Genomic DNA, 23755 nt, shown 5'->3' on the forward strand with positions numbered 1-23755 from the left:
CGTGCACTATAGGTTTCCCAGCGGCGCGTAACAATTGGTTGCTTGCTACTTGGGTAGATGAGCTTAATTCATTAATGCCGGCCAAAGAGCGCTGATTCAACTCGGAAAGAAACGCTTTAATAAACGGTGGTTTTTTTGCGAATGCGATCATGACCCCACAAAAAACCCGACAAGGCAGTCGGGCATTCTGTGGGCAAGGGCGGGGTACGGATCACTCATACGTGGGTGTTCAGTACGTGCTCCGAGCCGTCCTGGGCGACGCGGTTCAGCGTGCGATCGGAGCCATCTTGAGCGACGCGGTTCAATGTGCGGTCCGAACCATCTTGAGCGACGCGGTTCAGGGTGCGATCAGAACCATCCTGAGCAACGCGTTGCAGGGTGTGTTCCGAGCCATCTTGCGCTACGCGGTTCAAGGTGCGGTCCGAGCCGTCCTGGGCAAATGCGTTGGCTGCCAATACCGAGAAAGCGATGCCGAGGATGATTTGACGTTTCATGAGGTTGCTCTCCGTGAATCTGTGTTTGGGGGTGTGTGGCTAATGTTGCCCCCGGACGCGCAGAGAAGAACTTCATTGGCGTGATGCTGGATATCGATGAGGATGATGGCGGTGGCCAGGGTGCGCAGGTCCAGCTTGAACACCAAGCCCAGGCATGGCGCCGCTGCGCTGGCCTGGGTCATGGCCGAGTTCGTCGGCAGCTCCAGTTCAGGCGCAAACTGTACGTCGCCTCGCGGCAGGGCGTCTACACGTCGCCGTGGCTGCTCACAGGAATAGGCAATCATTCAACCGGATTGCTCTAACGAACGCGTGCCCGGGCCTGTGAATATGGATATCCGCGCTGGTAACCGCCAGCCATGATTATGGAAGCCTAAAATGTCAGTACATGCCTACGGCGCCTATGCCGGCGACAAACCCCTGGAACCCATGCAGGTTCACCGTCGCGAACCAGGCGCCCATGACGTGGCCATCGACATCGCCTTCTGCGGTGTGTGCCACTCGGACCTGCACCAAGTGCGCGCTGAATGGGAGGGCACGCAGTTTCCGTGCGTCCCCGGTCATGAAATCGTTGGCCGCGTGCGCGCCGTCGGCGCCCATGTCACCGGTTTCAAGGTGGGCGATCGGGTGGGCGTAGGGTGCCTTGTCGACAGCTGCAGACACTGCGCGGACTGCGAAGAAGGCCTGGAAAACTACTGCGACGGCATGGTGGGCACGTACAACTTCCCCACCCCGGACGCGCCCGGTTGGACCCAGGGCGGTTACTCGGAACAGATGGTGGTGCATGAGCGCTATGTCCTGCACGTGCGCCATCCCGACCAGCAACTGGCGGCCGTGGCGCCGCTGTTGTGTGCCGGCATAACCACTTACTCGCCACTGCGTCACTGGCAGGCCGGGCCCGGCAAGAAAGTCGGCGTGGTCGGCATCGGTGGCCTGGGCCACATGGGCATCAAGCTGGCCCACGCCATGGGCGCCCACGTGGTGGCATTCACCACCTCAGAGGCCAAGCGCGAAGCGGCCAAGGCCCTGGGTGCGGATGAAGTGGTGGTGTCACGGGACGCCGAGCAGATGGCGGCCCACACTAAAAGCTTCGACCTGATCATCAACACCGTGGCGGCGCCCCATGACCTGGATGCGTTCCTGGTGCTGCTCAAACGTGACGGCGTGCTGACCCTGGTGGGCGCACCGGCGTCGCCGCACCCATCGCCCAACGTGTTCAACATGATCATGAAACGCCGCACCCTGGCCGGCTCCATGATTGGCGGCATTACCGATACCCAGGAAATGCTGGATTTCTGCGCCGAACACCAGATTACCGCCGACATCGAGTTGATACGCGCCGACGAGATCAACGAGGCCTACGAGCGCATGCTCAAGGGTGACGTGAAATACCGCTTCGTCATCGACAGCGCCACGCTCAACCCTCAGGCCTGACCCTATGCCCCGTTGCCGTGCATGCGCCAACGGGGCCTTCTGCATTCCGGTGTGGGAACAGGCTTGCCAGCGAGCTTTTATGGCCCTGGAAGCTCGCTGGGTTTACTTATTGGCGCTCGTTGTCAGGCTATCCGCCTGCGCCACCCAGCCGCCGCCCGTTGCCTTGTAAACATCCACCATCGACTCAAACACCGCGCCTCGGGTAGTGGTGTAGTTCAACTCGGCATCAAACAGGCTGCGCTCTGCATCCAGCACCTCGATGTAACTGGTATAGCCATTGTCATAGCGCAGCCGGGCATACCGGGTGTAGGTACGTAATGCCTCTACCTGTTTTTCCTGAAACGCCATCTGTTCGCGGTTTTTCTGTGACGCTACCAGGGCATTCTCCACGTCGCGGAAGGCTGACTGAATTGACTGCTGGTAGGTCAGCAAGGCCTGTTGTTGCAACGCCTCGGCCTGTTTGACCTGCCCGGCGATACCGCCGGCGGTGAAAATCGGCAGGCTGATGCCAGCGCCGTAGTTCCAGGTGCGGGCAGGCCCGGTAAACAGGTTGTTCAGCTCAGTGCTGGCGCTGCCCAGCAGGCCAGTCAGGGAGATGCTGGGGTAGTACAGCGCCTTGGCGGCACCGATCTGAGCGTTGGCGGAGATTAGGTTCTGCTCGGCCTGGCGCAGGTCGGGGCGCTGTTGCAGCAGGTCGGACGCAAGCCCCGCAGGCACGCTGGGCAAAGTCAGTTGAGAGAGGTCGCGGCCGCGCAGGATAGCGCCGGGGTTACGGCCCAGCAGCACGGCCAGGTTGTTCTCCTGTTGCGCTACCTGGCCCTCGAATTGGGCGATGGAGGCCTGGGTGCGCTGGAATTCGGAGAGGTTTTGCGCCAACTCCATTTCCGAGATGGTGCCGGCCCCAAAGCGCAGTTTGAAAATTTCATAGGAGTCGCCGCGGGCCTTGGCGGTGGTACGGGAAATCTCCAGTTCGCGGTCCAGGTCGCGCAGGTTGATGTAGCTGGTGGCCACGGCCGATACCAAGCTGAGGATAACCGTGCGCCGGCCTTCTTCGGAGGCCAGCAGGTCGGCGCGGGCCGATTCGTTGAGGCGGCGCAGGCGGCCCCAGATGTCCAGTTCCCAACTGACGCTGAGGGCCGCCTGGTAGGTGTTGTAGGTGGGGTCCACGCTTGAGTCCAGCGGCACCGGGCCACTGGCTCGCGGGGCGCGGTTGCGGTAGCCCTGCAGGTCTGCACCGACTTGGGGGAACATCTGCGAGCGCACTTCGCCGTAGCGGCCCTGGAACTGTTCAACGCGCGCGGCGGCGATCTTGATGTCCTTGTTCTCGGCCAGGGCGCTGCGGATCAGTTCGTCCAGCACCGGGTCGTTGAACTGCTGCCACCACAGTGTGTTGGACAAGGCCTTGGCCTCGGGGTCGGCGAAGCGATAGGCGGCCGGGGTGTCGATGGCGGGGCGTTGGTAGTCAGGGCCGACCATGCAGGCGGTCACCGCCAGGCACAGCAGCAGGGCAAGCGGGACGCGGGCCATCTCAGTGCTCCTCCTGGCGGTGGGCCGGTGTCGTGCCGGCAACCGGGGCAGGGGGGGGCGCAGGTTTTTTGTCGGTCAGGCGCTCCACCAGGTAATAGAACAATGGGATAAAGAAGATCGCGATCACCGTGGCGGCCAGCATGCCGCCAATCACGCCAGTGCCGATGGAGTGGCGGCTGTTTTCCGAGGCGCCCACGGCGATGGCCAGGGGCACGCAGCCGAGGATAAACGCCAGGGACGTCATCACGATGGGCCGCAGACGCTCGCGCGCAGCGGTCATGGCGGCGTCGTAGATGCTCATACCGTTTTCGCGGTTGAGCACGGCGAACTCGAAAATCAGGATGGCGTTTTTCGCCGCCAAGGCGATCAGCATGGTCAGGCCGATCTGAAAGTACACGTCGTTGCTCAGGCCGCGTATCAACACCGCCAGCAAAGCGCCGAACAAGGCGAACGGCACCGCCAGCAGCACGCCTACCGGCAGCGACCATTTCTCGTACTGGGCCGCCAGAATCAGAAACACCATCACCAGGCCAAAGATGAATACCCGGGACGAGGAGCCGCCGCTTTTGCTCTCTTCAAAGGCTTCACCGCTCAAGGCCAGGGCGTAATCGCTGGTCATCACCTCGCTACTGATTTCCTCCAGGGCTTGCAGCGCCTGGCCGGAGCTGTAGCCAGGCGCCGGGTTGGCGGTGAGCTTCACGGCCGGAAAGTTGTTGAACCGCGTCAGCAGGTCGGGGCCGGTCACGTAACGGGTGGTGAGCAAAGCCTTGAGTGGCACCATACCCAGGCTGGTGCTGCGCACATAGATTTCCTGCAAGTCTTCGGCCTTGAGGCGGTAGTTGGGTTCGGCTTGCAAAATCACCTGCCACAAACGGCTGAACTTGTTGAACTGCGACACGTACAGCGAGCCAAACAGAGTCTGCATGGTGCTGTACACATCCTCAACCGGCACGCCGAGGCTCTCGGCCTTTTCGCGGTCGACGGTCACCATCAATTGCCGTGAGTGAGCATTGAAGGTGGACGTCACCGCCCCCAGTTCCGGACGCTGCCGGGCCTTGGCCTGGAGCGTGCTGATGATCTCGGCCAATTGCTCGGTGCTGCCTTCACCCTTGCTCTGCACCCACACTTCCATGCCCCCCGTAGTGCCCAGGCCCGGAATAGACGGCGGGTTCACCGGTACGATCACGCCTTCCTGCACATTGGCAAAGGCACGGCCAGCCTTGTGGATCAGCTGTGGCGCGCTTTGCTGGCTGATACTGTCGGCGTCCTTGTAGCGCTCGTCAAAATCCTTGAGCCCGACAAAGAACGTGGCGGCATTGTTTTTGTTCTGGCCATCGAGCAGGCTGAAACCGCTGATGATGGCCACGCCTTCCACCGCCGGTTGCTTCATGAAGAAGTCGCTGGCGACCTTGCCCACCTCGCCAGTGCGGTCCAGGCTGGCAGCGTCGGGCATGATCACTGCGCCCAGCAGGTAGCCCTGGTCTTCGGGTGGCAGGAAAGCGCTGGGTATGCGGTGCGCCATGACAACAATCAGCATCAGCATGCCGGCGAACAGCAGCAGCGCCAGCACAAAACGTTTGATCAAGAAGGCCACGGAACGCGCGTAGCCCTCGGTCAAGCGTTCGAAACTGCGTTCGAACCAACGGAAAAACGCGTTCTTTTCCCCGTGATTGGGTTTGAGCAGCAGGGCGGCCAGCGCCGGCGACAGGGTGAGCGCCACCACGCCGGAAAACACCACCGAAATGGCGATGGTGATAGCGAACTGTTTATACAGCTGCCCGGTGATACCGCCCATGAACGCCACCGGAATAAACACCGCGCACAGCACCAGCACGATGGCCACCACAGGGCCGGCCACCTCGTCCATGGCGCGTTTGGCGGCGTCCTTGGCATTCATCTTGTGCACCTGCATGTTGCGTTCGACGTTCTCCACCACCACGATCGCGTCGTCCACCACAATGCCGATGGCCAACACCATGCCGAACAGCGTCAGCATGTTCACGGAAAACCCCAGGGCTGCCATACCGATGAACGTGCCCATGATGGACACCGGCACCGCCAGCACGGGAATCAGCGTGGCGCGCAGGCTCTGCAGGAACACAAACACCACGATCACCACCAGCACCAGCGCTTCGAAGAAGGTATGGATAACCTCGGAAATGGACGCGCGGGTAAAAGCCGTGGTGTCCATCACGATCTTGTATTCGATGCCCTGCGGGAAGGTTTTCTTCATCTCGGCCAGGGTCGCGGTCACTGCCTTGGAGACATCCAGGGCGTTGGCGCCAGGCTGTTGATACACGGCAATCAGCGTGGCCGGTCGGCCTTGATAAGTGCTGCGCAGTGAGTAGTCCTTCTGCCCCAGCTCGGCGCGCCCCACGTCCTTGAGCCGGACGATGGCGGCACCATTGTTGCTGGCGCGCAGGATAATGTTTTCAAATTCTGCCGGCTCGGTGAGTCGCCCCTGGGTAGTCACCGCAAACGACTGCTCCACCGCCTGCCCGGTAGGCGACTGGCCAATACGGCCCACGGCAAACTGCTGGTTCTGGTTGGCCACGGCCTTTTGCACATCGGCGGCAGTGATGCCCAACTGCGCCATGCGGTCGGGCTTGAGCCAGATACGCATGGCGTAGTCCGGCGTGCCAAAGATGCTGGCCTGGTTAGCCCCAGGCACACGCTTGATCGCATCCAGCACGTACAGGTTGGCATAGTTGGCGACATAGGTGCTGTCGTAGCGGTCGCCGTCGCCATACACCGCCAGTACCATCATGAAGGCCGAGGACTTCTTCTGCACCTGGATACCTTGGCTTTGCACCGAGGAGGGCAGTTGCGGCAGGGCCAGGTTGACGCGGTTCTGCACGTCCACCTGGGCAAGGGCAGGGTCGGTGCCGATTTCGAAAAATACGTTAAGGGTCATGTTGCCCGTCGCCGAGCTCGACGAGTTCATGTAGATCATGTTGTCGGCGCCGTTCACCTGTTGCTCGATGGGCGCGGCCACGTTATTGGCTACCACCTCCGCGTCGGCGCCGGGGTATGTGGCGGAAATGGTGATTTGCGGCGGGGTGATGTCCGGGTACTGGGCCACGGGCAGCTGCGACATGGCCACGGCCCCGGCCAGGGTAATGACGATGGAAATCACTGAGGCAAAGATGGGTCTGTCGATGCAAAAGTGAGAAATGCTCATGGGCGTTTCTCGCTGTCATTCGCCGCTTGCGTGGCCTTGGCCTGTGGGTCGACGATGTTCAGCGCGCTGCCGGGCGTGACCCTGATCGCCCCATCCACCACGATACGCTCACCCGCACGCAGGCCCTGGTTGATAAACCAATTGTCGCCTTGCCATTCGCCGACCTCTACCACCCGTTGTTCGGGTTTGCCATCCGCATTGACCACCCACACGAACCGGCTCTTGGCGCCTTCAAGCACTGCCTTTTGCGGGACAAGAATAGCATTGGGCCGCGACCCGCCAATGGCCCGGGCCTTCACGAACTGGCCAGGACGCAACTGGGCCCGGGGATTGGCCAGCACAGCGCGCACCAGAAAGGTTCCGGTGTCCCGGCTATAGGATGGCGCAGTGAAATTGACCGTGCCGCGCTCTGGCACCACCGAACCGTCCGCCAGTACCACCTCAACAAAAAACTCGCTGCGTGGCGGGAATTTCAAGCTGCCCTTGGCCACTTCGTCGCGGTACTTGAGGATCTCGTTTTCCGACAGGCTGAAGTTGACGTAAATCGGGTCCATTTGCGAGACCGTGGTCAGCAATCCGGATTCGCCGGGCGAGATATAGCTGCCTTCCTGCTTCTTGGCAAAACTGGACAGGCCGGTGAGCGGGGAATTAATGGTGGTGTAACTCAGGTTCAACTGCTCGGTGCGCACCGTACCTTCGGCGGCCAGCACCGAGGCCCTGGTTTGACGCTCTTCACCGATGGCGTTGTCCAGGTCCATCTTGCTTACGGCGTTTTGCGCTGCCAGTGGCCGAACCCGGGCGAGGGTGGCCTTGGCTACTTCCCAGCGTGCCTGTTGCTGGGCCAACTGCCCTTGCGCCGACAGCAAAGATGCCTCGAAAGGCTTGCGGTCCATTTGGAACAGCGTTTGCCCAGCTTTTACCAGGTCGCCTTCGGTATACAGGCGCTTTTCCAGGAAACCGGCCACCCGGGCACGAATTTCCACCTCTCGAAAACTGGTGGTCTGCGCCACAAACTCAAAGGTGACAGGGGTGTCCCGGGCCGTCACGGTCATGACCGTGACGTCAGGCGCGTGGCGAGCAGCGGGGGTAGGGGCCTTGTCACAGCCCGCTAACAGGCTCAGCAATGAGACCAGGCAGCAGACGATGGGAACGGTTACCTGCCGCCGTACCATACGGGTATCCACACGCAGTACAGTGCCCATGTCCATGCTCCTTATGATCACTGAGCGCAAGCGTAGTCATGAATATGTCAACGTGCTCGTGGTGGCGATTTATTGTGGAAAACGAACAAAAAGGGGAAGCGCAAGGGCAAGGGCTTAGTACGGTTCTGGCAGGCTGCCAATACGCATCTGGATCGAGGGGCAACCTCCCAGCGCTGACCTGTGCCAGACGCAGTGCCACGGCCCCATGGGCCGTGACAGTGGCTGGTGAGTTGCTTGGCGCGCCTCGATCACCGGGCCGTTGGGATCAAGGCGCAATGTCCGCCTTGAACCATTTTTGCGACAACTGCTGCACCGTGCCATCGGCCAGGGCTTCGGTCAGAGCCTGGTTGAACTTGGCCTTGAGCTCCGGGTCGCCCTTGCGGAACGCCAGTGCCTCGCCAGGACCCCAGATAGGCCCGCCGATTTTGGGGCCGATCATGTGCACGCCCTCGTTTTCAGGGTTTTGCAGCACGGAGGTGAAAAACGTCACGTCGTCGAAGGCCAGGTCAATGCGGCCTGCAGTCAAATCCATCATGTGTTCGCCAGACTTTTTGTACACCCTTATGGTGGCGACGTCCTGGAAGTTATGCTCGATGAAGTCGGTGTAGGCGGTGCCGGACTGGATGCCGATGGTCTTGCCCTTGACCAGCGCCTTGAGCTGGTCGATGGCGGCCTGGTCCTGGGCCTGATTACCGCTGAGCTTGATCGTCTGGTCACTGGCGGCACCCGGCGCGGTGCTGACGAACACGCCTTGGGTGGCGGCGTAGGGGTGGGAGAAATCGACGATGGCCTGGCGTTCGGGCGTGATCATGATCGCGTCCATCATCATGTCGAACTTGTTGGCGTTAAGCCCTGCGATCATCCCGTCCCAGTCCTGGGCCTGCAGCTTGCATTCAAGTTTCAGGCGCGCGCACAGGTTCTTCAAAAGCTCCGGCTCGAAGCCGGCGATCTCGCCGTTGGGCAAGGTCGTGCTCCAGGGCTCGTAGGCCCCTTCGGTGGCCACGCGCACGGTGGTCCATTCCTTGGCACTGGCCATGCCGGTGCCCAGCAGGCTTGCGCCCAGCACGGTGGTGGTCAACAGGTTGCGGGTAAAGCGCGTCATGGTCTGCATGTGTTTCCCCAAAAAGTACACGTCGGTTCGGCAGGGGCAAGCAAGTGTGCGGCATTATTGTTGTTCTGGTGATGCGCAAGCGTCAGGCGGTACGGCCGTAGAAGCCTTGTTGTTCTTCGGCGCTGAACAGCACGCCAGGTTTTTCGTAGTAGGAAAACACCGCCACCATGCGCTCACGCTCACCGGCCACGGGCGTCACGCGATGGGCGGTGTGCTTGCCGCGGAACACGTTCAGCGTGCCGGCGCGCAGGGTCAGGGTTTGCACCTGGGGATCGCGGCCTTCCAGCAGCTCGGCCACGCCTGCGTAGTTGGGGTTTTCGGCACTGCGCAAATCGCTGCGGTACTGGAACTCGCCGCCCTGGGCCGGGGCCTGCAGCATCAGCGTGGTGGTGAACTCCGAGCGGTCGAAGTGCCAGTTCAGGGTTTCCCCGTGGCGATAGCTCATCACGTTGACCCGCGCCAGTGGGTCGGCCATCACGTGAAGCTCGGGCTTTTCCATCACCGCGGCCAAAAACGCCACCAAGGGCGGGTATTCGTACACTTGGCTGACCAGGCTGCCTTGCAACTGGTCGGCGCACAGGGTGTGGCTTACGGTTTGCACGGCGCGCAGGGCCGGGTGGTCGGCAGGCAAGTCGTCGATGTGCGGCTTGAAGTAGATGTTGTGGGTGCGTGCGTGGGTGTGGCTCTGGCTGTCCATGGTCGGCTTGATCTGCGCGGCGGCCTGGCTCACGGTGCCTGCGTGGATGAAGCCTTCCAGGTTGAACATGCCGTGCTGCCTGAGCGCGGTGCGCGATTGCTCCACCAGTTCCAGCCACCCCGGGCTACCCATGCGGTCGAGTGGATAACGCGCCAGATCGATGACGTTGTTCATAATGACCCTCTCTTGTTGACGCCCCCAACGTACCCCACGAAAAACTTCGCAACAACGGCACAAATTGTTAGGCTCCCCCTAGTAAAACTTATGGGGGGCACGCGGATGCAACGTTTACCACCGCTCAACGCCGTGCGCACCTTCGAGGTGGCCGCGCGCCTGGGCAGCTTCGTGCTGGCCGGGGCCGAACTTGGCGTGTCATCGGCCGCCGTGAGCCAGCAGATCCGCCACCTGGAAGACTACTTCGGCAAGAAACTCTTCGTGCGCAACGGCAACCGATTGGCCTTGACCGACGCGGGCCTGGCCATTTTCCCGCAGACGTCGCGGGCACTGAGCGACTTGGCCGCGATGACGGTGCGCCTGATGGAAGGTGAGATGCGCACGCGGCTGATCGTCAGCGTGCCGTTTTCCCTGGCCGAATGCTGGTTGGCACCGGCGTTGTCCGGGCTGCTGGAGGTTTACCCGCAACTTTCGGTGGACGTGCGCGTGGAAGACGACCCGGTCGACCTCGCCCGGCATGACGTGGACCTGCGCATCAGCTATGGCGACTACCACTACCCGGCCTGCGAGGCCATCGCCTTGTTCCATGACGAGGTCATCCCGATGTGCGCGCCAGAGTTGTGGTACCGGCATGGCAACACCGACTTCGACCTGACACAGATCCACCCCAGCCAGTTCATCCATACCCAGTGGGGCGCCAACTATGCCTCGCACCCCACCTGGAGCGATTGGTTTGCCGCCCAGGGCGCGGCCGTGGCACCTGACCCGGCCCTGGGCCGTCGTTCCGGGCTGTCCAGCCTGTCGGTGACCTTGGCTCGGCTGGGCATGGGCATCGCCCTGGGGCAGAAGGTGATCGCCAAACGGGATCTGGAGGCGGGTCGGTTGATCGCCTTGTCCACCGCCTCGTTGAGGCTGGGGCACGGTTACTGTGGCTTCGTACCGGCGGCCAAGCGTGGGCGGGTGGACGTGCAGCGGTTGCTCACGCTGTTGTAGGCGCGCGCTCGATATTCAGGCGATGAGCTGTGCATAGACCGAACGGTCGATATTGCCACCAGAAAGTATGACGCCCACCTGCTTGCCGGCCATCGCATCGCGTTCCTGCATCAAGGCCGCCAGGGCCGCCGCGCCGGCGCCTTCGGTCAGGTTGTGGGTGTCGGTGTAGTACGCACGCATGGCGTCGGCGATTTGGGCCTCATTCACCGCCACTATCCGCGCAGCGCCCGCCGCGTAAATGGCAAAGGCCTCGGGGATGGGCTTGCGCACCGCCAGGCCGTCGGCAAAGGTGTTGGCCGACGGCGTTTCGCGCAGGGCGCCGGCGTCGAACGATTGTTTTGCCGCGTCCGCCTCGGTGGACACCACGCCCACCACCTGGGTATCGAGCCCCAGTGCGTCGCGGGCGGCGATCACCGCGCAAATGCCCGAGCCGCAGCCGAGGGGCACGTACACCGTGTGCAAGCCTGGCGCTGCCGCGAACAGCTCCAGCGCGTAGCTGGCCACCCCCTTGACCAGTTCGGCGTGGTAAGGCGGCACCAGATACAGGCCGTGTACCTGGGCCAGGCGCGCGGCCTCATCGCGCGCCTGGTCAAAGTCCTGGCCGTGCTCGACCACTTCGGCGCCGAAGGCACGCATGGCGCTGTTTTTTTCCACCGAGTTGCCATGGGGCACCACGATCAGCGCGCGCACCCCTTGTGCCCGAGCGGCCAAGGCCAGGCTTTGCCCATGGTTGCCACGGGTGGCGCTGACGATGCCCTGCACCTGGGGGTGGGTGCGCTTGAGCCAATGCATGAAGGTGATGCCGCCGCGCACCTTGAAGGCGCCCGTGGGGGTGTGGTTTTCGTGCTTGACCCACACGGTGCAGCCCAGCCGCTGGGCCAGCAGCGGCCAGGCATACTGGGCGGTGGGCGACATTACCCGGTACACCTGGCGGGCAGCGTTTTGTAGGTCTTCGCGGGTCAGTCCGTGCATGTTCGTGTGCTCCAGAAGTTTCGCCCAGTCTAGGTGGGACAGGGGCTGGCGGGCTTTCAAAAAAACGACCTGACCTTAGCCGGTGGCATTGGTTAAGATGCGTCACATGAGCCGTTTACCCGCCGTGCCTGCACCCGCAACCCCTGTACCGGCACGCCGTGCCGAAGCCGGGCCATGGGCGATCGAATTGCTGCCGGGTGCGGCCTACGAAACCCGCTACGTCGCGGCCCAGGCGGCCATCGGCTTCGCCTTCGACAGCCAGCGCGGCGTGCATGCCATTGGCAGTGACCGCCTGCAGCCCTTTCTGGCGACCCCCAATGGCCTGGCCTTCGTGCCTGCGGGCTGCGATGTGTATTCGCAGTCGGCCGAAGGGGGTGAGTACCTGCGGCTGGTCCGTACTGATGGCGCGCCGCTGGTGGGCATGCACGCCTGCAACAACCGGATCGACCCCCAGGCCATTGCCCTGGCCCGGCGGTTGCGCAATGCATTGCTTGCCCCAAAGCCTGCCGATGACTGCGAGGCCTGGGCGCTGGCGCTGGCCGAGCGTGCCACCCTTGGGCAGGTCCCCCATTGTTTGCCGGGCGGCTCGATGACCGCCGCACGGCTGCGCCTGCTCGATGACTTTATCGAAGCCGGACTCGATGGCCCCTTGAGCCTCACGGCTATGGCGGCACTGTTGGGCTTGTCCGAAGGTTTTTTCCTGAGGGCATTCAAGCAGGCAGTGGGCACCAGCCCGCACCGATATGTGATCGATCGTCGCCTGGCCCGCGCCCGCCGCCTGATGCGCAGCCCCTCGCTGCGCCTGGCAGACATCGCCCAAGCCTGCGGCTTCGCTTCTCAGGCGCACATGGCCACAGCCTTCAAGCAACGGCTGGGGCTCAGCCCTTCGGCCTTGCGCCTGCTGCCTTGACCACGGTCAGTGGCGCAACGCCGGGCCCCCCAGGCTTTCGCGCAAATCCGTGAAGCCGATCAGGGTCAGATAGATCGTGCTCAGTTTCCTGGTCCAGCTGTTGATGGACAACGCGGTGTAGGTAAACACGAAGGAGGCCAAGGCGAGCGCGTCACCAGTAGGGCATGGTAAAGCCAAAAACGTTTGGCGTGACTGCGTCCTCAACCTGTATGCAAAATTGGCGTTGGGAAGGCCATTGGTGTATCCGACCAAGCCGGCGAGGTGGTTTGGCGTTGAGCACGATCTGAACCTACCCGAGGGGGGGGGGAGGGGGCAGATGGGCATGATTGCAGATTTCGAAGCACGGCGGACGTGGATGATGTGGCAGCGCAATCAGGCGAATTTCACTGTGAAAAACGTTCGATCATGCTCCGTTACTCAAACCAGCCCTCGAAACCAAGTCGCTAAAGACCCAAGCGGAACGTGACGAATTCATAGACCCGTGCTGGTCGTCACCCAGCGCGCAGCCTCAACCTGTAGTAATCCGTGATTTCAGGGCAGTGCCTGCAAATGACGCCTCAGCCAAGAGCATAAGGCAGAAGAATAAAAATAAATAACTCAACTAAATAGTCGTTTAGTTGAGTTAACTATGGGGGCCGGGAAAACAATGAGGGAGGGCGTCTATACTATAGGCCTTTCGGGCAGTTGCGCATCTGATCATCAACGGGCTTGCCAAGCTTGATGCAGCGTTACAGCGTATAACAATCCGCTTTTTGCAGCGACCGGTGCCAGTAAGACGGCTAAACCGCCTTACCTATTGGGCCCTCGTCGCGGGCAACCAAACCGCTGGTCTACGCATGTGAAGCCTATAGGGCTGCGCCGTCTGCTTGGCTGGTCCCCATGTCCAGGGCATGAACCGGGGGCGACGGGCCTCACCGCAAGAACATCATTAACGGCGAGTTGGCCTGGTTGCACCTCAGAAGACTACTCTTGGGCATATTCGCCCACGTCAGTACGCGCCTGTACGTGAAATCTGCGGCCATTACCCCAGCGCAGATGCTTGGATTTCGCGTAGCTACGCATCCAGATACCCGTACCGCTGATACTCCGGACAAGTCAAATTGAGAACGAAAAACCGATATCACTGGGTCCACGAGCAAGACAAATTGAGAACGAAAAGCTGGACCCCCTGAAACAGACCAAAAATCAAAGGTTTCAATCCGGTTCAATGCTTTGCGACGAGAAGTATCAACCGCCACGTTCTGGACGCCTAAGCTAAATTCCCACGATTAGTTCCGGCTCGTACTCAACATCACTTCTGAGGACTGCTGGCGTGTCGGCCGGAGAGCGACGCGAGATTACAAACCAACGTTAAGCGTGCGGAGGTTTTGCGGGGGGACATTGAGCATCTCAAAGGTGAGACGTTTTGCGAACGGTAATGCAATTGTTGGGGCTGGGGCTCTTCAGGTGTGGGGCTGGGTTGGCCATACGAGACTACGCATAATGTATATTATGTTAAATCGCGTATTGAGTGTGGGAACGGCGATTATTACCGCGACCGAAACGATACGGCCTGCCTCAAGTGTGATGTGAACGTTGAAACCAAAACGGAGTTCTGTCGCATCACCGGAAACAACGCCTTCCCAACGCGTTGCCCGTTACAGCTAAGGTTTAACCTGAACTCTAGCCGACCAGTGTCGAACCCAAAACGGAATGCCCTGCGACCTAAAACTCGTCTTTTTTCATCCTTACCTGTCGGAATCAAAACGGAAAAATATTTTGACCTCCGTCTCAGCCACACCTAACTACCTGACATCTAGACTTTTCTCGGAACCGCATTTGGCGCATCTGGTCATCGCTGCCGGAGCCAAAACGGAAAAATGATGCGCTTCGCTATGCATTTACCTTTAAGTTTTGCGAAACCTAGAGACTTGGCTACATTGGGCGAATGCATCGCTCAAATCGGCCCCATCTAGGACGTCAAGGTGACCCCAAGATCAATTCTCACAGACCGTGGTGAACCCGCATCCCGTACTGAGCCCTCCTTCAACGACATCATCGAAGCCGATGAGCGCTCCGCATCCCAGTCAGCTGTAATCTATGGTTACCTGGCCTTGTTTCCGGCAAAAACGGCCGCAGTCAAAACCTACGAGCATTTTTGCCGCTACGCACATAGCCTCCCGTCCTATATGCGAAACAAATCTCGCATCCTCGCGCTTCTCGAAAAGTTTGTCCTCTGGGCAATTTGCATCAGGAGGAAACCACTAGAGCAATTTGCGGCAGCAGATCTCAGGAACTTCAGCGCCTTCTGCGCGGATCCACCAGAGCCTTGGGTTGGTACTCGGAAAGCGCGATTTATTAACGAAGGCAGCGAACGCCATTGCGAAGACTGGAAGCCATTCGTACGGTCGATAACAATGCCCGAACTGGGATATGTGATTAACCGGTTTTTCAAATTCTTGAGCCCGGAATTGGGGATGCAGCCCAGACTATCGAGCTCTGATCTGTTTAGACCACCGCAAGCGCCTTTCATTGACCATGACGATTCTCAGGCCCTGGAATATCTCCGATACCTTACCAACCTGGCGCCATCCACCAAGGTTTCTGAACGTAGCTTGTTCGTGTTCTCGGTCTGCTATTACCTTCGCCTGAGCTTCAAGGAATGGCGCTCGGAGCGCAGCCACTTTTCAATGGCCTGTTTTACATCAATCGCCTCCAGCGATCCGCGCTTTATCATGCGTGGTCATCTACGGGACTACCACATCTCCGTGCCTCAAGCCCTCGTGGTTGCAAACCGACATCGTGTTCCACCTCGCCTACGGCTACCTGCTGCTGGGGCAAGCTGATAAGGCGCTGGCCATCATTGACCAAGGCCGGCAGCGAAGCATTCCGGATCACGAAGTGACAACTCGAGTGGAGATTGAAGCGTTATGCGATCTCGATCGTGAGACCGAGGTGGTTGAGCGCTTTGCAGCGAGAATCGAGAATCTGGCAAATGATGCAATGGTTATCTTTGGCCGGGCGTGTTTGGAGCACGAGCGGGTTGATCTGCTTGAGCTGGCCAGAGATATTTTGTTGCGCCGATCGCCCACAGATGAGTCAGCAAAGGCGACGCGGATACTGCAGCATTTGCACTGGGAGGCGTTGCTGCGGCAAGGCCGAAATGATGAGGTACGCCAGGAGCTCGCCGAGAGCGGCGTGACGCACCTTAACGCCACGATGTGCGATGGGGTCTTCGCTATACGGGCTTGCGCGGGTGATCCATCCGCGTGCCAGCTTTATGAAGACCGAGTGGTAGCACTTGCTCCGGCCTGTTTCGACTTGCTGGAAGTGGCGATGGCATCGCAATGGATGCTCCACGCCCGGCGGTTCGACGTCGCCATTGAGATGTTAGAGCGTTTGTTGCCCACTGATGCGTTCAGCCCACTGCATGTCGACCTGCTACGGTGCTACGCGCTCGCCGACCAGCGAGCAAAAGCCCGAGACTTGCTACTGGCGATGCCAAGTGAGTGGCGTCATTCGGATGATGCCCGAGAAGCTGCGCTGCACGTTTACAGCAAGTCCGGCGATTGGCTCAGGATGCGTGAGCTGGCTGAACTGGTCGTGGCGGACAAGCCCCAAGAGGCTTCCGCATGGTTGATGCTGATCCACATTAGTGCCAACCAAAGCATTGAACAGATGCTGGAAGTCGTGGCACGGCTGCCCTCCTCCCTGCTCGGTACCGCCAAAGACCAGTTGAGAATCGCCAATGTCGAGCTTACGCATCATGAAGTTGGAAAAGGCCTGCGACGCATCTACGGGACAATGCGCTGCAACCTGAGCGACCCTGAAGCCGCGGCGGGTCATCTGTCTGTCATGATCATGGCCGCTGAGGGGCTGGGGGAAGTTGACGAAGTACCCGAGCACGTCAGACCCGGCACGTCCGTTGATATTGTAGATGCGCAGGGCCATGAGGGGCGGCTCAGCATCGACACTGAAGCAGGGACGTCTCTTCCGAGATCAACTGAGTTCATTGCGGCTGATTCACCTTCCGCGATCGCGCTCATTGGCTTGAGGATGGGCGAGACATTCAGTCTTCCCCATCTCATTGGTACACAGACCTATACGATCAAGCGTATTCAGACGATTCATCACCGGCTGCTTGAGTTGTCCCGCGAGCAAGTGTTCGGGTCTGTTCTGCCGAGCAAAACACTGATGGCCATGCATATCCCCAAACTTGAGAATGGGGATATGGATCTATCTTTCTTCGTAGAGCAGCTTGAACAGCGGAAAGCTCAGGGGCTGGAAACGATCAATGTGTATCGTCAACACATGGCCACCCTTGGGTTGATAGCGAGGATGTTGAACGCGGACGTGGTAGATCTGGTGAGAGACTGGCCACATGAGGGCCAGCCGCTGGAGGTCTCGCTGGCTGGGGGCATCGTGTCCGAAAAGTTTCGTGACGATACGGCGCCGGCTTCTGATTGGGTCATTGACCTGTCGATGCTGGTCGAGCTTGCCAGCTTAGACATGCTACACCTGCTGGATCACCTGCCCCAGGTGTACGTCACCACGCTGACGATTCAAGCCTTGCAAGCTAAAATTCAGGCGTCCGCTCGTTACCGTAAAGGCGGAACACTCTATACGCAGGATGGGCGGTTGGGCCTGCAGGAGAAGACAGAGGCGCTTTGGCTGCAAGGCAAAGAATTTCTGGAAGCCATCCAGTTGACGATCGATCACTGCTGCCGAGTCGTACCCGCGTACGGCCCCCGCTCGCCTTCGCCCGAACTGCACACCCTCAAGGACATCATGAGCGAGGAGGAGCATGCCACTCTGCTCACATGTCTGGAATACGAGAGCGGTTTGTTGTCCCTAGATGGACGCTTGCGCACTTTCGCTATGCTGCAGGACATCGTTTCGGCCTCACCCCAGCTGCTGTTATACGAGATGGTAGACCAGGGGCACCTGCGGGAGGTCGAGTATTCGTGCGCCCTGATAAAAATGGTCATGGCCAGGCGCAGCTTCATTTCCATCCGAGCGGTTGATCTGATTGCGATGATGGATCAGGGAGAGGCATTTGCTAACGCGGGGCTGAATGCTTTACGAGGTTACCTGGCTGAGCCAACCCTAGAACTCAAGGGAGCAATCCCTATCGTGTCGGATTTCGTAGGCCTGATGTACATGCGAGGCCGGTGCACCGTACCGGTTATGCTTCAGCTGGTGGAGTACTGCATTGAGCCTTTGTATAGGCACCCCAATTGTCCAGACGACCTGCACAACTTGGTGTTTCACCGCCTGATACGTAGGCTGGAGCTGGCTAGGCCAGGCAAGAACGCGATAGCCGCGATTGCCAACCACTTGGTCAGGGCCAAACTCCGAGCTGAGCGCCCCCTTAAATCAGTCGTACTCGATGCGAGGGTGTCGTATGCCTACGCATGGCCGCTCTATATCGCCTTGACTGCCGCAGAGCTTGCGCCTGCGTCGACATCAGTTGCGCCGCTACCAGCCGCAACGGCATTGGAAGAGACGCAGACACAGCTGGAGGAGGAGCCGGATTAAGGGAGCGGTAACCTGCCCGGCGCTGGGTAGAAAGTTGTCGCGGTATTGGTTGAAGGTCTATCTTAGGGCTTTGTCGATCGCGGCGATGATTTCGCCAGGTGTCATGGCAATGCCGCAATCGCCGGCGGTGTCGGGGTTGGTGCTCCCAAAGCTAAGGCAACCAACGTCCATCTTGAAGGCGGTTCTCCCCAAAACGACCGGGCCTGTAGTCCTGATGTGCACCAGCGTCCTGAGTTTCAAAAGCTCCTCGTTCGTAAGTTCGAAAGTGAGCTTTTTACGCCATTCGGTGAGCAGTTCAATCTTGGGCATGCGGTAAGCTTTGTTTAAGTGAGCAGGAGATCGCCGCCCTCGTGCAGTCACGCTACGCGAGGGAGGCGGCGCCGTGCGGTTTGCATCAATCAGACCGGTGCGGGCGCACCGCATTCGGAGCAAAAACGGGCGGCATTGCCAATTGGGTGCTGGCATTGGGTGCAGTCAGTCGTGCTACGCGCCATGATCGCTTTCTGGCGCATGTAGGCCAGTTGCACAATGCAGGGCACCGTGACCCGGTATGCCGGGCTAGCCAGGTCAGCGGCAGTCCAGAGCGCGGTGATTGCCCAGCCGATCGGGCCGATCGCGACGCTGATGCTGCGCATTAGCTGGCCTGTGGCCGCGAAGGTGAGGCCTTTGCCGATCAGGGCCTTGGCAATGGCGTTTGCAACAATGGCTGCAAGCTTGTAGGTGGCAAAGCCGCCGGCCTTTGCTGCACAAATCGTTGCAATCGCGGCCGCAGGCCCAGCCGTTGAGAAGTTAGCGACGCCGAGCTCTTCCAGGATGGCCCGACGCTCTTCTTCTGACATTTCTTCGAACGCGCGTGAGAGGATTTTCCCGAGGATTTCCTGCTCAATTACGCTGATCGAATCGTTGCCAAAGTTGACCTTGAGGTGTTTGGCCACATCCCGAACAATCTCGTCGTACGGTACACCGTCCTTACGGAACAGGTTCAACAAGGAGTTGCCACCGAATAGCCGGATTTCTTTGGCTATGATCTCGTGATCCCCCAGGGAGTAACGCCCCGCATTCCGAGCCGCAATCAAGCGCTTACAGATATCGCCATCCAGGGCTAGGCGCCCTTCCCCATTGTCGGTGAGATAGTTCACCAGTGCGCTGATGTCCTCTACGTCCGATACGGAAAGCAGGGCTTCAATGCTGGTAGTCGACAGCACGTCTTCCAATTTCATGAGTGATTCTCCTGATCAATGATTCGCGCGCCCATGACGATGCAGAGCGGCAAGAGATGGGTGTAGATGCCTTGTTCGAAATCTGGATGCATAGGCATGGCGGACGTGGCCAGGATGCCCTGCTGCATTTTTCGGCTAAGCGCAGAGTCGTTGTGGTTATTCACACCCACGTATTTCGCCATGCGCATGACAGTCGCGGCTCGCGTCAGCGGCCTGTTGTTTTGTTCGCTGCCGAGCTCCTCGATCATGTTGCTGATTGATTCGTTGTTTCGGACATGCCCGACTTCCAGCAGCGCTCGCGCCAGCTGAAGCCAGTCCCCCTCGCTCATCAGCAACAGTGCCGGCGAGATGTTCAAAGCTGACGCGAGACGACACAGTGTCTCCAGATCTGGATTGGCGTCGGTGTGTTGGGTCAGGTATTTGCTAATTGTCGACCGAGCAATGCCTGAGGTCTGGGCTAGGCGCTGCTGACTGAGTTTCTTTGGCTCGCCGGTTTCGGTGAGGCCGGAGACCTGCATGGCTCGCAGCAAGTTCGCACTAAGGCCAAGCTGGGTCTTTTTGAGAATCCCAGCTCCAGGGTTGATGGATTCGTTTGATGTCATAGAGCCACTTCCATTTGAGTGGCACAATGATATCTCCGGAGCTCGGCGTGTCCACGGCAAACTGTCCTCTGTCGCGGGCAATCACCTGATCGCGGTAAAGACTGCAGTAGCTAGAGGGCAATTTCGCGCCACACGCCGTAGCCACTGCGACACACCCTTCCCCCAGCGTTCTGCGGAGTAGGAATTTGATCCGGCAAGAACGATGCTGCTTTCGATGAGTAGGTCGAAGGGAAATGACGAGCCGTAACGTGGGAACTCAAACGATGACGAAGACAACATCCATGCCAGTAAACTCAGAAGTCCCATCCTCTTCCCGACGCAATCTGCTGCTGCGCAGAGGCTATTTCGGATTCATCGCTTTGTTCGTGCTCCTCCCCTTGGGGGTGGGATTGCTTGGGCAGGGCGCTGTGATGATCCAGTCGCTTCGCTATCTCGGATGGCATCTGAACCTCGTCCTTGGCACCTACTGGGTTTTATTCCAAGTTTTTTGCGGAATATGGGGTGTTGTGAGTGTGGGGCGTATCGGGTTTGATGCGTGCATGAGGCGCCAAATTCTTAAGCCTCAACTCAAGCTCATCTTCGGATTGTTGTTAGGGCTCGCATGGTCGCTCTATTCCATTATAACCACCCACCTCTACCCCCAGACGTTGGTATCGCTGACCGTGGCTACGATGGAAGCTCTTTTATTTGCAACCGGTGCATCCATGCTTTGGACGATGGTTCGACGCTACAGAGCGGCTTAAGCCCTGCGCCAGGAGCGAGAGGACGAGCGTCGTAGGCAAGGCGGCTTGAGCGATGGGCCCTGAGCCTAATCTGCCCTAAGACGTAGACATTGACGCTAAAAGTCTGGGGCTGTGATCAGTTACAACCAAGCGCGGCCCACTAGGCCGTCCAGGCTGCCGAATTCATCAAACAGGCACTGACGTTTTGGTAAGTTAAATCCAACGATTCGACACGGGGTTGGGTCGTGAATTCACCATATTTAGGGGCTTGCATGACACTGGCTAGGTGCAAAGCGAGTTTGCTTGGGTTGATCGCGGATCCGCAGAACAAGGTCATTGCGCTGTCTGGTAAATGGGGGACGGGCAAGACGCACATGTGGCGCAAGGTATGTGAGGAGACTGATGATGAGCAGGCAAAAAGCTCAATTTCGGTTTCACTCTTCGGCGTCAATTCGATCAACGATCTGAAGCTCAAGGTAGCTCAAGCCATCCTCCCTACGTTGAAAAGCAACAGCGCTGTCACGGCAGCTGTGGGCAATTTGATCGCGGGTACGAAAAAAATACTGCGATCAGTCCACTCAGGTTTTTCAGCGCTCGATGAGCTAGGCCTGCTCGCTGCCCCCTTGTTGCTGAAGGGGCGGTTTATCGTCATCGACGACATTGAGCGAAAGCATGAGAAGCTTTCCATCGATGAGATTTTGGGTTTCATTGACGAGTGCGTGCAAGTTCACGGCTGTCGGATTCTCTTGGTGCTTAACAGCGATAAGCTGAGTGATAAGCTGGTTTGGGAGCAGTTTCGCGAGAAGGTCATCGACCAGGAGCTACGGCTCGATACGACTCCATCGGAGGCTTTCGATATTGGCCTCCTGTACACCCCAACCGCCTGGGCGGATCAAGTGAAGCCGGCCATTGAGCTCTGTGCCATCACTAATATTCGCATCATTCGAAAGATCATTGGTGTCGCTAACAGGCTGCTGGGCGGTGGTACGAACGCCTCCTTGGACGTGCTGAAGCGGGTGATTCCTTCAACTGTGCTGCTCAGCGCCATCCACTACAAAGCTTTGGAGACAGGCCCGGATTTTGACTTCGTACTAGGGTACAACTCGGCCACGACGCTCACACGACTGTTCCTCAAGAAACAGACAAACCAAGAGGTCACCGCTGAGGAAAAAACACACGAAGCGTGGAGCCTCTTTCTTCGCAAATTAGGGATTGAGGAAACGGACGAATATGAGGTGCTCGTAGTCGATTTTCTGACTTCAGGTCTTCTAGATAGCTCAGCAGTGGAGCAAATCATTCAGCGGTACATTTCGGAAGGTGAGATTCTGGCTGTACGAGAACGTACTCTGCAATTCTACTCCCACTGCGATTGGTACCCTGACCTCAGTGACGCCGACCTCATTGGCGAGCTCGAGGCATTGCTTCCAGCGGTCACGATGATGGACATGTACGCGGTGTCAGCATTAGCGAAGCGTGCTGAGCAACTGACAGGAAATACTGACCTTGCAAGATCGCTGATTCGTGACTGGCTCGAAGGGTTTCGGGCACGAATCAAGGAAGGACTTCGCACACCTTCAATGTTTGGAACGGATTCTCCCATTCATCCTGATATCGCCGCGGAGCTCAAAGCAGTCCAACAAGCTGATACCAGCTCGCTCACCCTGTTGGAGGTGTACGAGGGGCTGGTGAATAACCAAGGGTGGGGAGCACGCGAGTTGGAGTTTCTTCGAGCGACGACGAAACAGACCTATGACCAGGCGATACGTACGGCTCAAGGCCCTTCCCTTCAGCTGATCATGTTCAAGGGGACGGATATCTTGAAGCACCGTCACTCCTACGGCGCTGACTTTGGCGAGGCCGCAGCACACTTCTTGGCAGCCTGCAAAAGCATTGTTCATGACGAGCCTGGCAGCCGCCGCGCGGAAATGATTATCCGAGTGTTCGAAGGTGCGGGAATGGCAGCAGATTTGCTTGAAGTGGAAACCGCTGGAAATGCCGAAACCGAAGGCTGAGGAAAACCTCGCGCGCCAGCGTTTCATGGAGGTCTTCGGTACCTGCCCTATCAATCCAGTTGTCCGCGGCACTAGGCCTGAAGCTCGGTTAAGCAATGATTGCGATAGCCCTGGTATCCCTCTCCGTGCCCACTTAACTGTCCTCGGCAGCAGTGGGCTGGTGAGCGATCCCTAGGGCGATCGGGCATTCTAATTCGAAGTCACTGAAACCACCAAGACCTGCTCCACTTGGAATATTTTACACCGAACTTGAGCCACTAGAGGCTAGATCATCTACCTTTCCTGAAACGCTATCAGTAGCTTTTGGATCAGTTAACTTCTGTATGACTCCTTAAAAGCTCTTGCTGTAAGGCCATCAGCAGTGGAACTCAATGCCAGCTCATCAAGAATTTTAGCTGAAATGAAATTCGACTCCAAATAATCAAAAAAACCCTTTGAAAGACTAGCTTCCCTTACCGCTATAACACCAAATTCTTCATGCGCACTCTCGAAAGCCACCCAGTCGTGACTCTCATTAAACAAGACTATCGGATAGCCAACTTTCCCACCAAGAAAATTAACGTAATCATCATTAACAATTAAAATTTTATTTTCAGTGTCACACCCATCAAAAACAATGCAAGAGTTATCCAGCAATTCATCACCAGAGAACTTAACAAAGACATCCACCCCATAACTAGAGATACTTTTTGAAATCAACCCAGAAACTACCTCTATAAATGCAAGCAGTGGGCGCTCGAAAAACCAAAACACCAATTCGTTTTCTAAAAAAACTTTTGAAGGCAAGTCGCTTTTGAAGTCGACGACTTCTGATAGTTTTTCTACTATGCGAGATAAGTTAACAGGGCTGACATTCACTACCATCACTTCATTCTCCGACAAATCTAATTTTCGTAACTGGCTTTTTGACACCTGAAATTGTCAACGAAGCTGAGGGTTGCCCTGTAGACGTGGAGGATGGATAAAACCTGTAGGTTTTATCGCCACTTG

At 58.5% G+C, this 23755-nt stretch carries 20 protein-coding genes; 7 read left to right on the forward strand and 13 right to left on the reverse strand.

The window, feature by feature from the left end; all coding sequences use genetic code 11:
• Window positions 1-215: 215 nt before the first annotated feature.
• Entirely contained in the window at window positions 216-494 is a 279-nt protein-coding gene (locus tag PMM47T1_RS16875; protein WP_008371020.1) for a hypothetical protein, read from the reverse strand.
• Window positions 491-778 (reverse strand): AraC family transcriptional regulator, encoded by a 288-nt coding sequence (locus PMM47T1_RS30700; protein WP_008371022.1) that lies wholly within the window; start codon window positions 776-778, stop codon window positions 491-493. Before PMM47T1_RS30700 ends, PMM47T1_RS16875 begins: the two co-directional genes overlap by 4 nt.
• 91 nt (window positions 779-869) lie before the next feature.
• On the opposite strand from PMM47T1_RS30700, the gene PMM47T1_RS16885 reads away from it, so the two are divergent.
• The gene (locus PMM47T1_RS16885) at window positions 870-1925 is read left to right on the forward strand and encodes an NAD(P)-dependent alcohol dehydrogenase (RefSeq protein WP_008371025.1); all 1056 of its coding nucleotides are present in this window, start codon (window positions 870-872) and stop codon (window positions 1923-1925) included.
• A gap of 102 nt (window positions 1926-2027) precedes the next feature.
• Here PMM47T1_RS16885 and PMM47T1_RS16890 read toward each other — a convergent pair whose 3' ends face one another.
• The 5 genes from PMM47T1_RS16890 to PMM47T1_RS16910 form a co-directional block, all read right to left on the reverse strand.
• Window positions 2028-3452 (reverse strand): efflux transporter outer membrane subunit, encoded by a 1425-nt coding sequence (locus tag PMM47T1_RS16890; RefSeq protein WP_008371029.1) that lies wholly within the window; start codon window positions 3450-3452, stop codon window positions 2028-2030.
• Between the two features lies 1 nt (window position 3453).
• Entirely contained in the window at window positions 3454-6633 is a 3180-nt protein-coding gene (locus PMM47T1_RS16895) for an efflux RND transporter permease subunit (protein ID WP_008371032.1), read from the reverse strand.
• Window positions 6630-7835 (reverse strand): efflux RND transporter periplasmic adaptor subunit, encoded by a 1206-nt coding sequence (locus PMM47T1_RS16900; protein WP_008371034.1) that lies wholly within the window; start codon window positions 7833-7835, stop codon window positions 6630-6632. Before PMM47T1_RS16900 ends, PMM47T1_RS16895 begins: the two co-directional genes overlap by 4 nt.
• Window positions 7836-8100: 265 nt before the next feature.
• Window positions 8101-8946, reverse strand: coding sequence for a transporter substrate-binding domain-containing protein (locus tag PMM47T1_RS16905; RefSeq protein WP_008371037.1), 846 nt, complete (start codon window positions 8944-8946; stop codon window positions 8101-8103).
• Between the two features lie 82 nt (window positions 8947-9028).
• Complete coding sequence (locus PMM47T1_RS16910) at window positions 9029-9817, reverse strand: HalD/BesD family halogenase (protein WP_008371041.1); 789 nt, start codon at window positions 9815-9817, stop codon at window positions 9029-9031.
• A 105-nt stretch (window positions 9818-9922) separates the two neighbouring features.
• Here PMM47T1_RS16910 and PMM47T1_RS16915 point away from each other — a divergent pair, with 105 nt between their 5' ends.
• Window positions 9923-10810 (forward strand): LysR substrate-binding domain-containing protein, encoded by an 888-nt coding sequence (locus PMM47T1_RS16915; protein ID WP_008371044.1) that lies wholly within the window; start codon window positions 9923-9925, stop codon window positions 10808-10810.
• Between the two features lie 15 nt (window positions 10811-10825).
• Here the strand turns inward: PMM47T1_RS16915 and PMM47T1_RS16920 are convergent, their stop codons facing one another.
• Window positions 10826-11782, reverse strand: coding sequence for a threonine dehydratase (locus PMM47T1_RS16920; RefSeq protein ID WP_008371047.1), 957 nt, complete (start codon window positions 11780-11782; stop codon window positions 10826-10828).
• 106 nt (window positions 11783-11888) lie between these two features.
• Between PMM47T1_RS16920 and PMM47T1_RS16925 the strand changes: the two genes are divergently transcribed.
• Entirely contained in the window at window positions 11889-12692 is an 804-nt protein-coding gene (locus PMM47T1_RS16925) for a helix-turn-helix transcriptional regulator (protein WP_008371051.1), read from the forward strand.
• Window positions 12693-12698: 6 nt separating this feature from the next.
• Here the strand turns inward: PMM47T1_RS16925 and PMM47T1_RS30605 are convergent, their stop codons facing one another.
• On the reverse strand, window positions 12699-12833 hold the full coding sequence (locus PMM47T1_RS30605; protein WP_274379863.1) for a hypothetical protein: 135 nt from the start codon (window positions 12831-12833) through the stop codon (window positions 12699-12701).
• 1823 nt (window positions 12834-14656) lie between these two features.
• Between PMM47T1_RS30605 and PMM47T1_RS29895 the strand changes: the two genes are divergently transcribed.
• Window positions 14657-15517: a hypothetical protein gene (locus tag PMM47T1_RS29895; RefSeq protein ID WP_157213035.1), complete on the forward strand. Its 861-nt coding sequence runs from the start codon at window positions 14657-14659 to the stop codon at window positions 15515-15517.
• Window positions 15459-18209, forward strand: a complete 2751-nt coding sequence (locus PMM47T1_RS16930) for a tetratricopeptide repeat protein (protein WP_008371053.1) — start codon at window positions 15459-15461, stop codon at window positions 18207-18209. The genes PMM47T1_RS29895 and PMM47T1_RS16930 overlap by 59 nt, the downstream gene beginning before the upstream one ends.
• A 57-nt stretch (window positions 18210-18266) precedes the next feature.
• Here PMM47T1_RS16930 and PMM47T1_RS16935 read toward each other — a convergent pair whose 3' ends face one another.
• From PMM47T1_RS16935 to PMM47T1_RS16945, 3 genes are all read right to left on the reverse strand, one after another.
• Window positions 18267-18518: a hypothetical protein gene (locus PMM47T1_RS16935; RefSeq protein WP_008371055.1), complete on the reverse strand. Its 252-nt coding sequence runs from the start codon at window positions 18516-18518 to the stop codon at window positions 18267-18269.
• Between the two features lie 89 nt (window positions 18519-18607).
• The gene (locus PMM47T1_RS16940) at window positions 18608-19429 is read right to left on the reverse strand and encodes a ubiquinol-cytochrome C chaperone family protein (RefSeq protein ID WP_008371057.1); all 822 of its coding nucleotides are present in this window, start codon (window positions 19427-19429) and stop codon (window positions 18608-18610) included.
• Window positions 19426-20031 carry a helix-turn-helix domain-containing protein gene (locus tag PMM47T1_RS16945; protein WP_008371059.1) on the reverse strand — a complete coding sequence of 202 codons (606 nt, stop codon included), beginning with the start codon at window positions 20029-20031 and terminating at the stop codon, window positions 19426-19428. The genes PMM47T1_RS16940 and PMM47T1_RS16945 overlap by 4 nt, the downstream gene beginning before the upstream one ends.
• Window positions 20032-20294: 263 nt before the next feature.
• Between PMM47T1_RS16945 and PMM47T1_RS16950 the strand changes: the two genes are divergently transcribed.
• Together PMM47T1_RS16950 and PMM47T1_RS16955 are read left to right on the forward strand one after the other, a co-directional pair.
• A complete protein-coding gene (locus PMM47T1_RS16950; RefSeq protein ID WP_008371061.1) occupies window positions 20295-20774 on the forward strand; it encodes a hypothetical protein in 480 nt (159 codons plus the stop codon).
• A gap of 287 nt (window positions 20775-21061) precedes the next feature.
• Window positions 21062-22765 carry a P-loop NTPase fold protein gene (locus PMM47T1_RS16955; protein ID WP_157213036.1) on the forward strand — a complete coding sequence of 568 codons (1704 nt, stop codon included), beginning with the start codon at window positions 21062-21064 and terminating at the stop codon, window positions 22763-22765.
• Window positions 22766-23077: 312 nt separating this feature from the next.
• Here the strand turns inward: PMM47T1_RS16955 and PMM47T1_RS29545 are convergent, their stop codons facing one another.
• A complete protein-coding gene (locus PMM47T1_RS29545) occupies window positions 23078-23632 on the reverse strand; it encodes a hypothetical protein (RefSeq protein ID WP_443216100.1) in 555 nt (184 codons plus the stop codon).
• Window positions 23633-23755 lie beyond the last annotated feature (123 nt).

The sequence above is a fragment of the Pseudomonas sp. M47T1 genome (genome assembly GCF_000263855.1).
Classification (GTDB): domain Bacteria; phylum Pseudomonadota; class Gammaproteobacteria; order Pseudomonadales; family Pseudomonadaceae; genus Aquipseudomonas.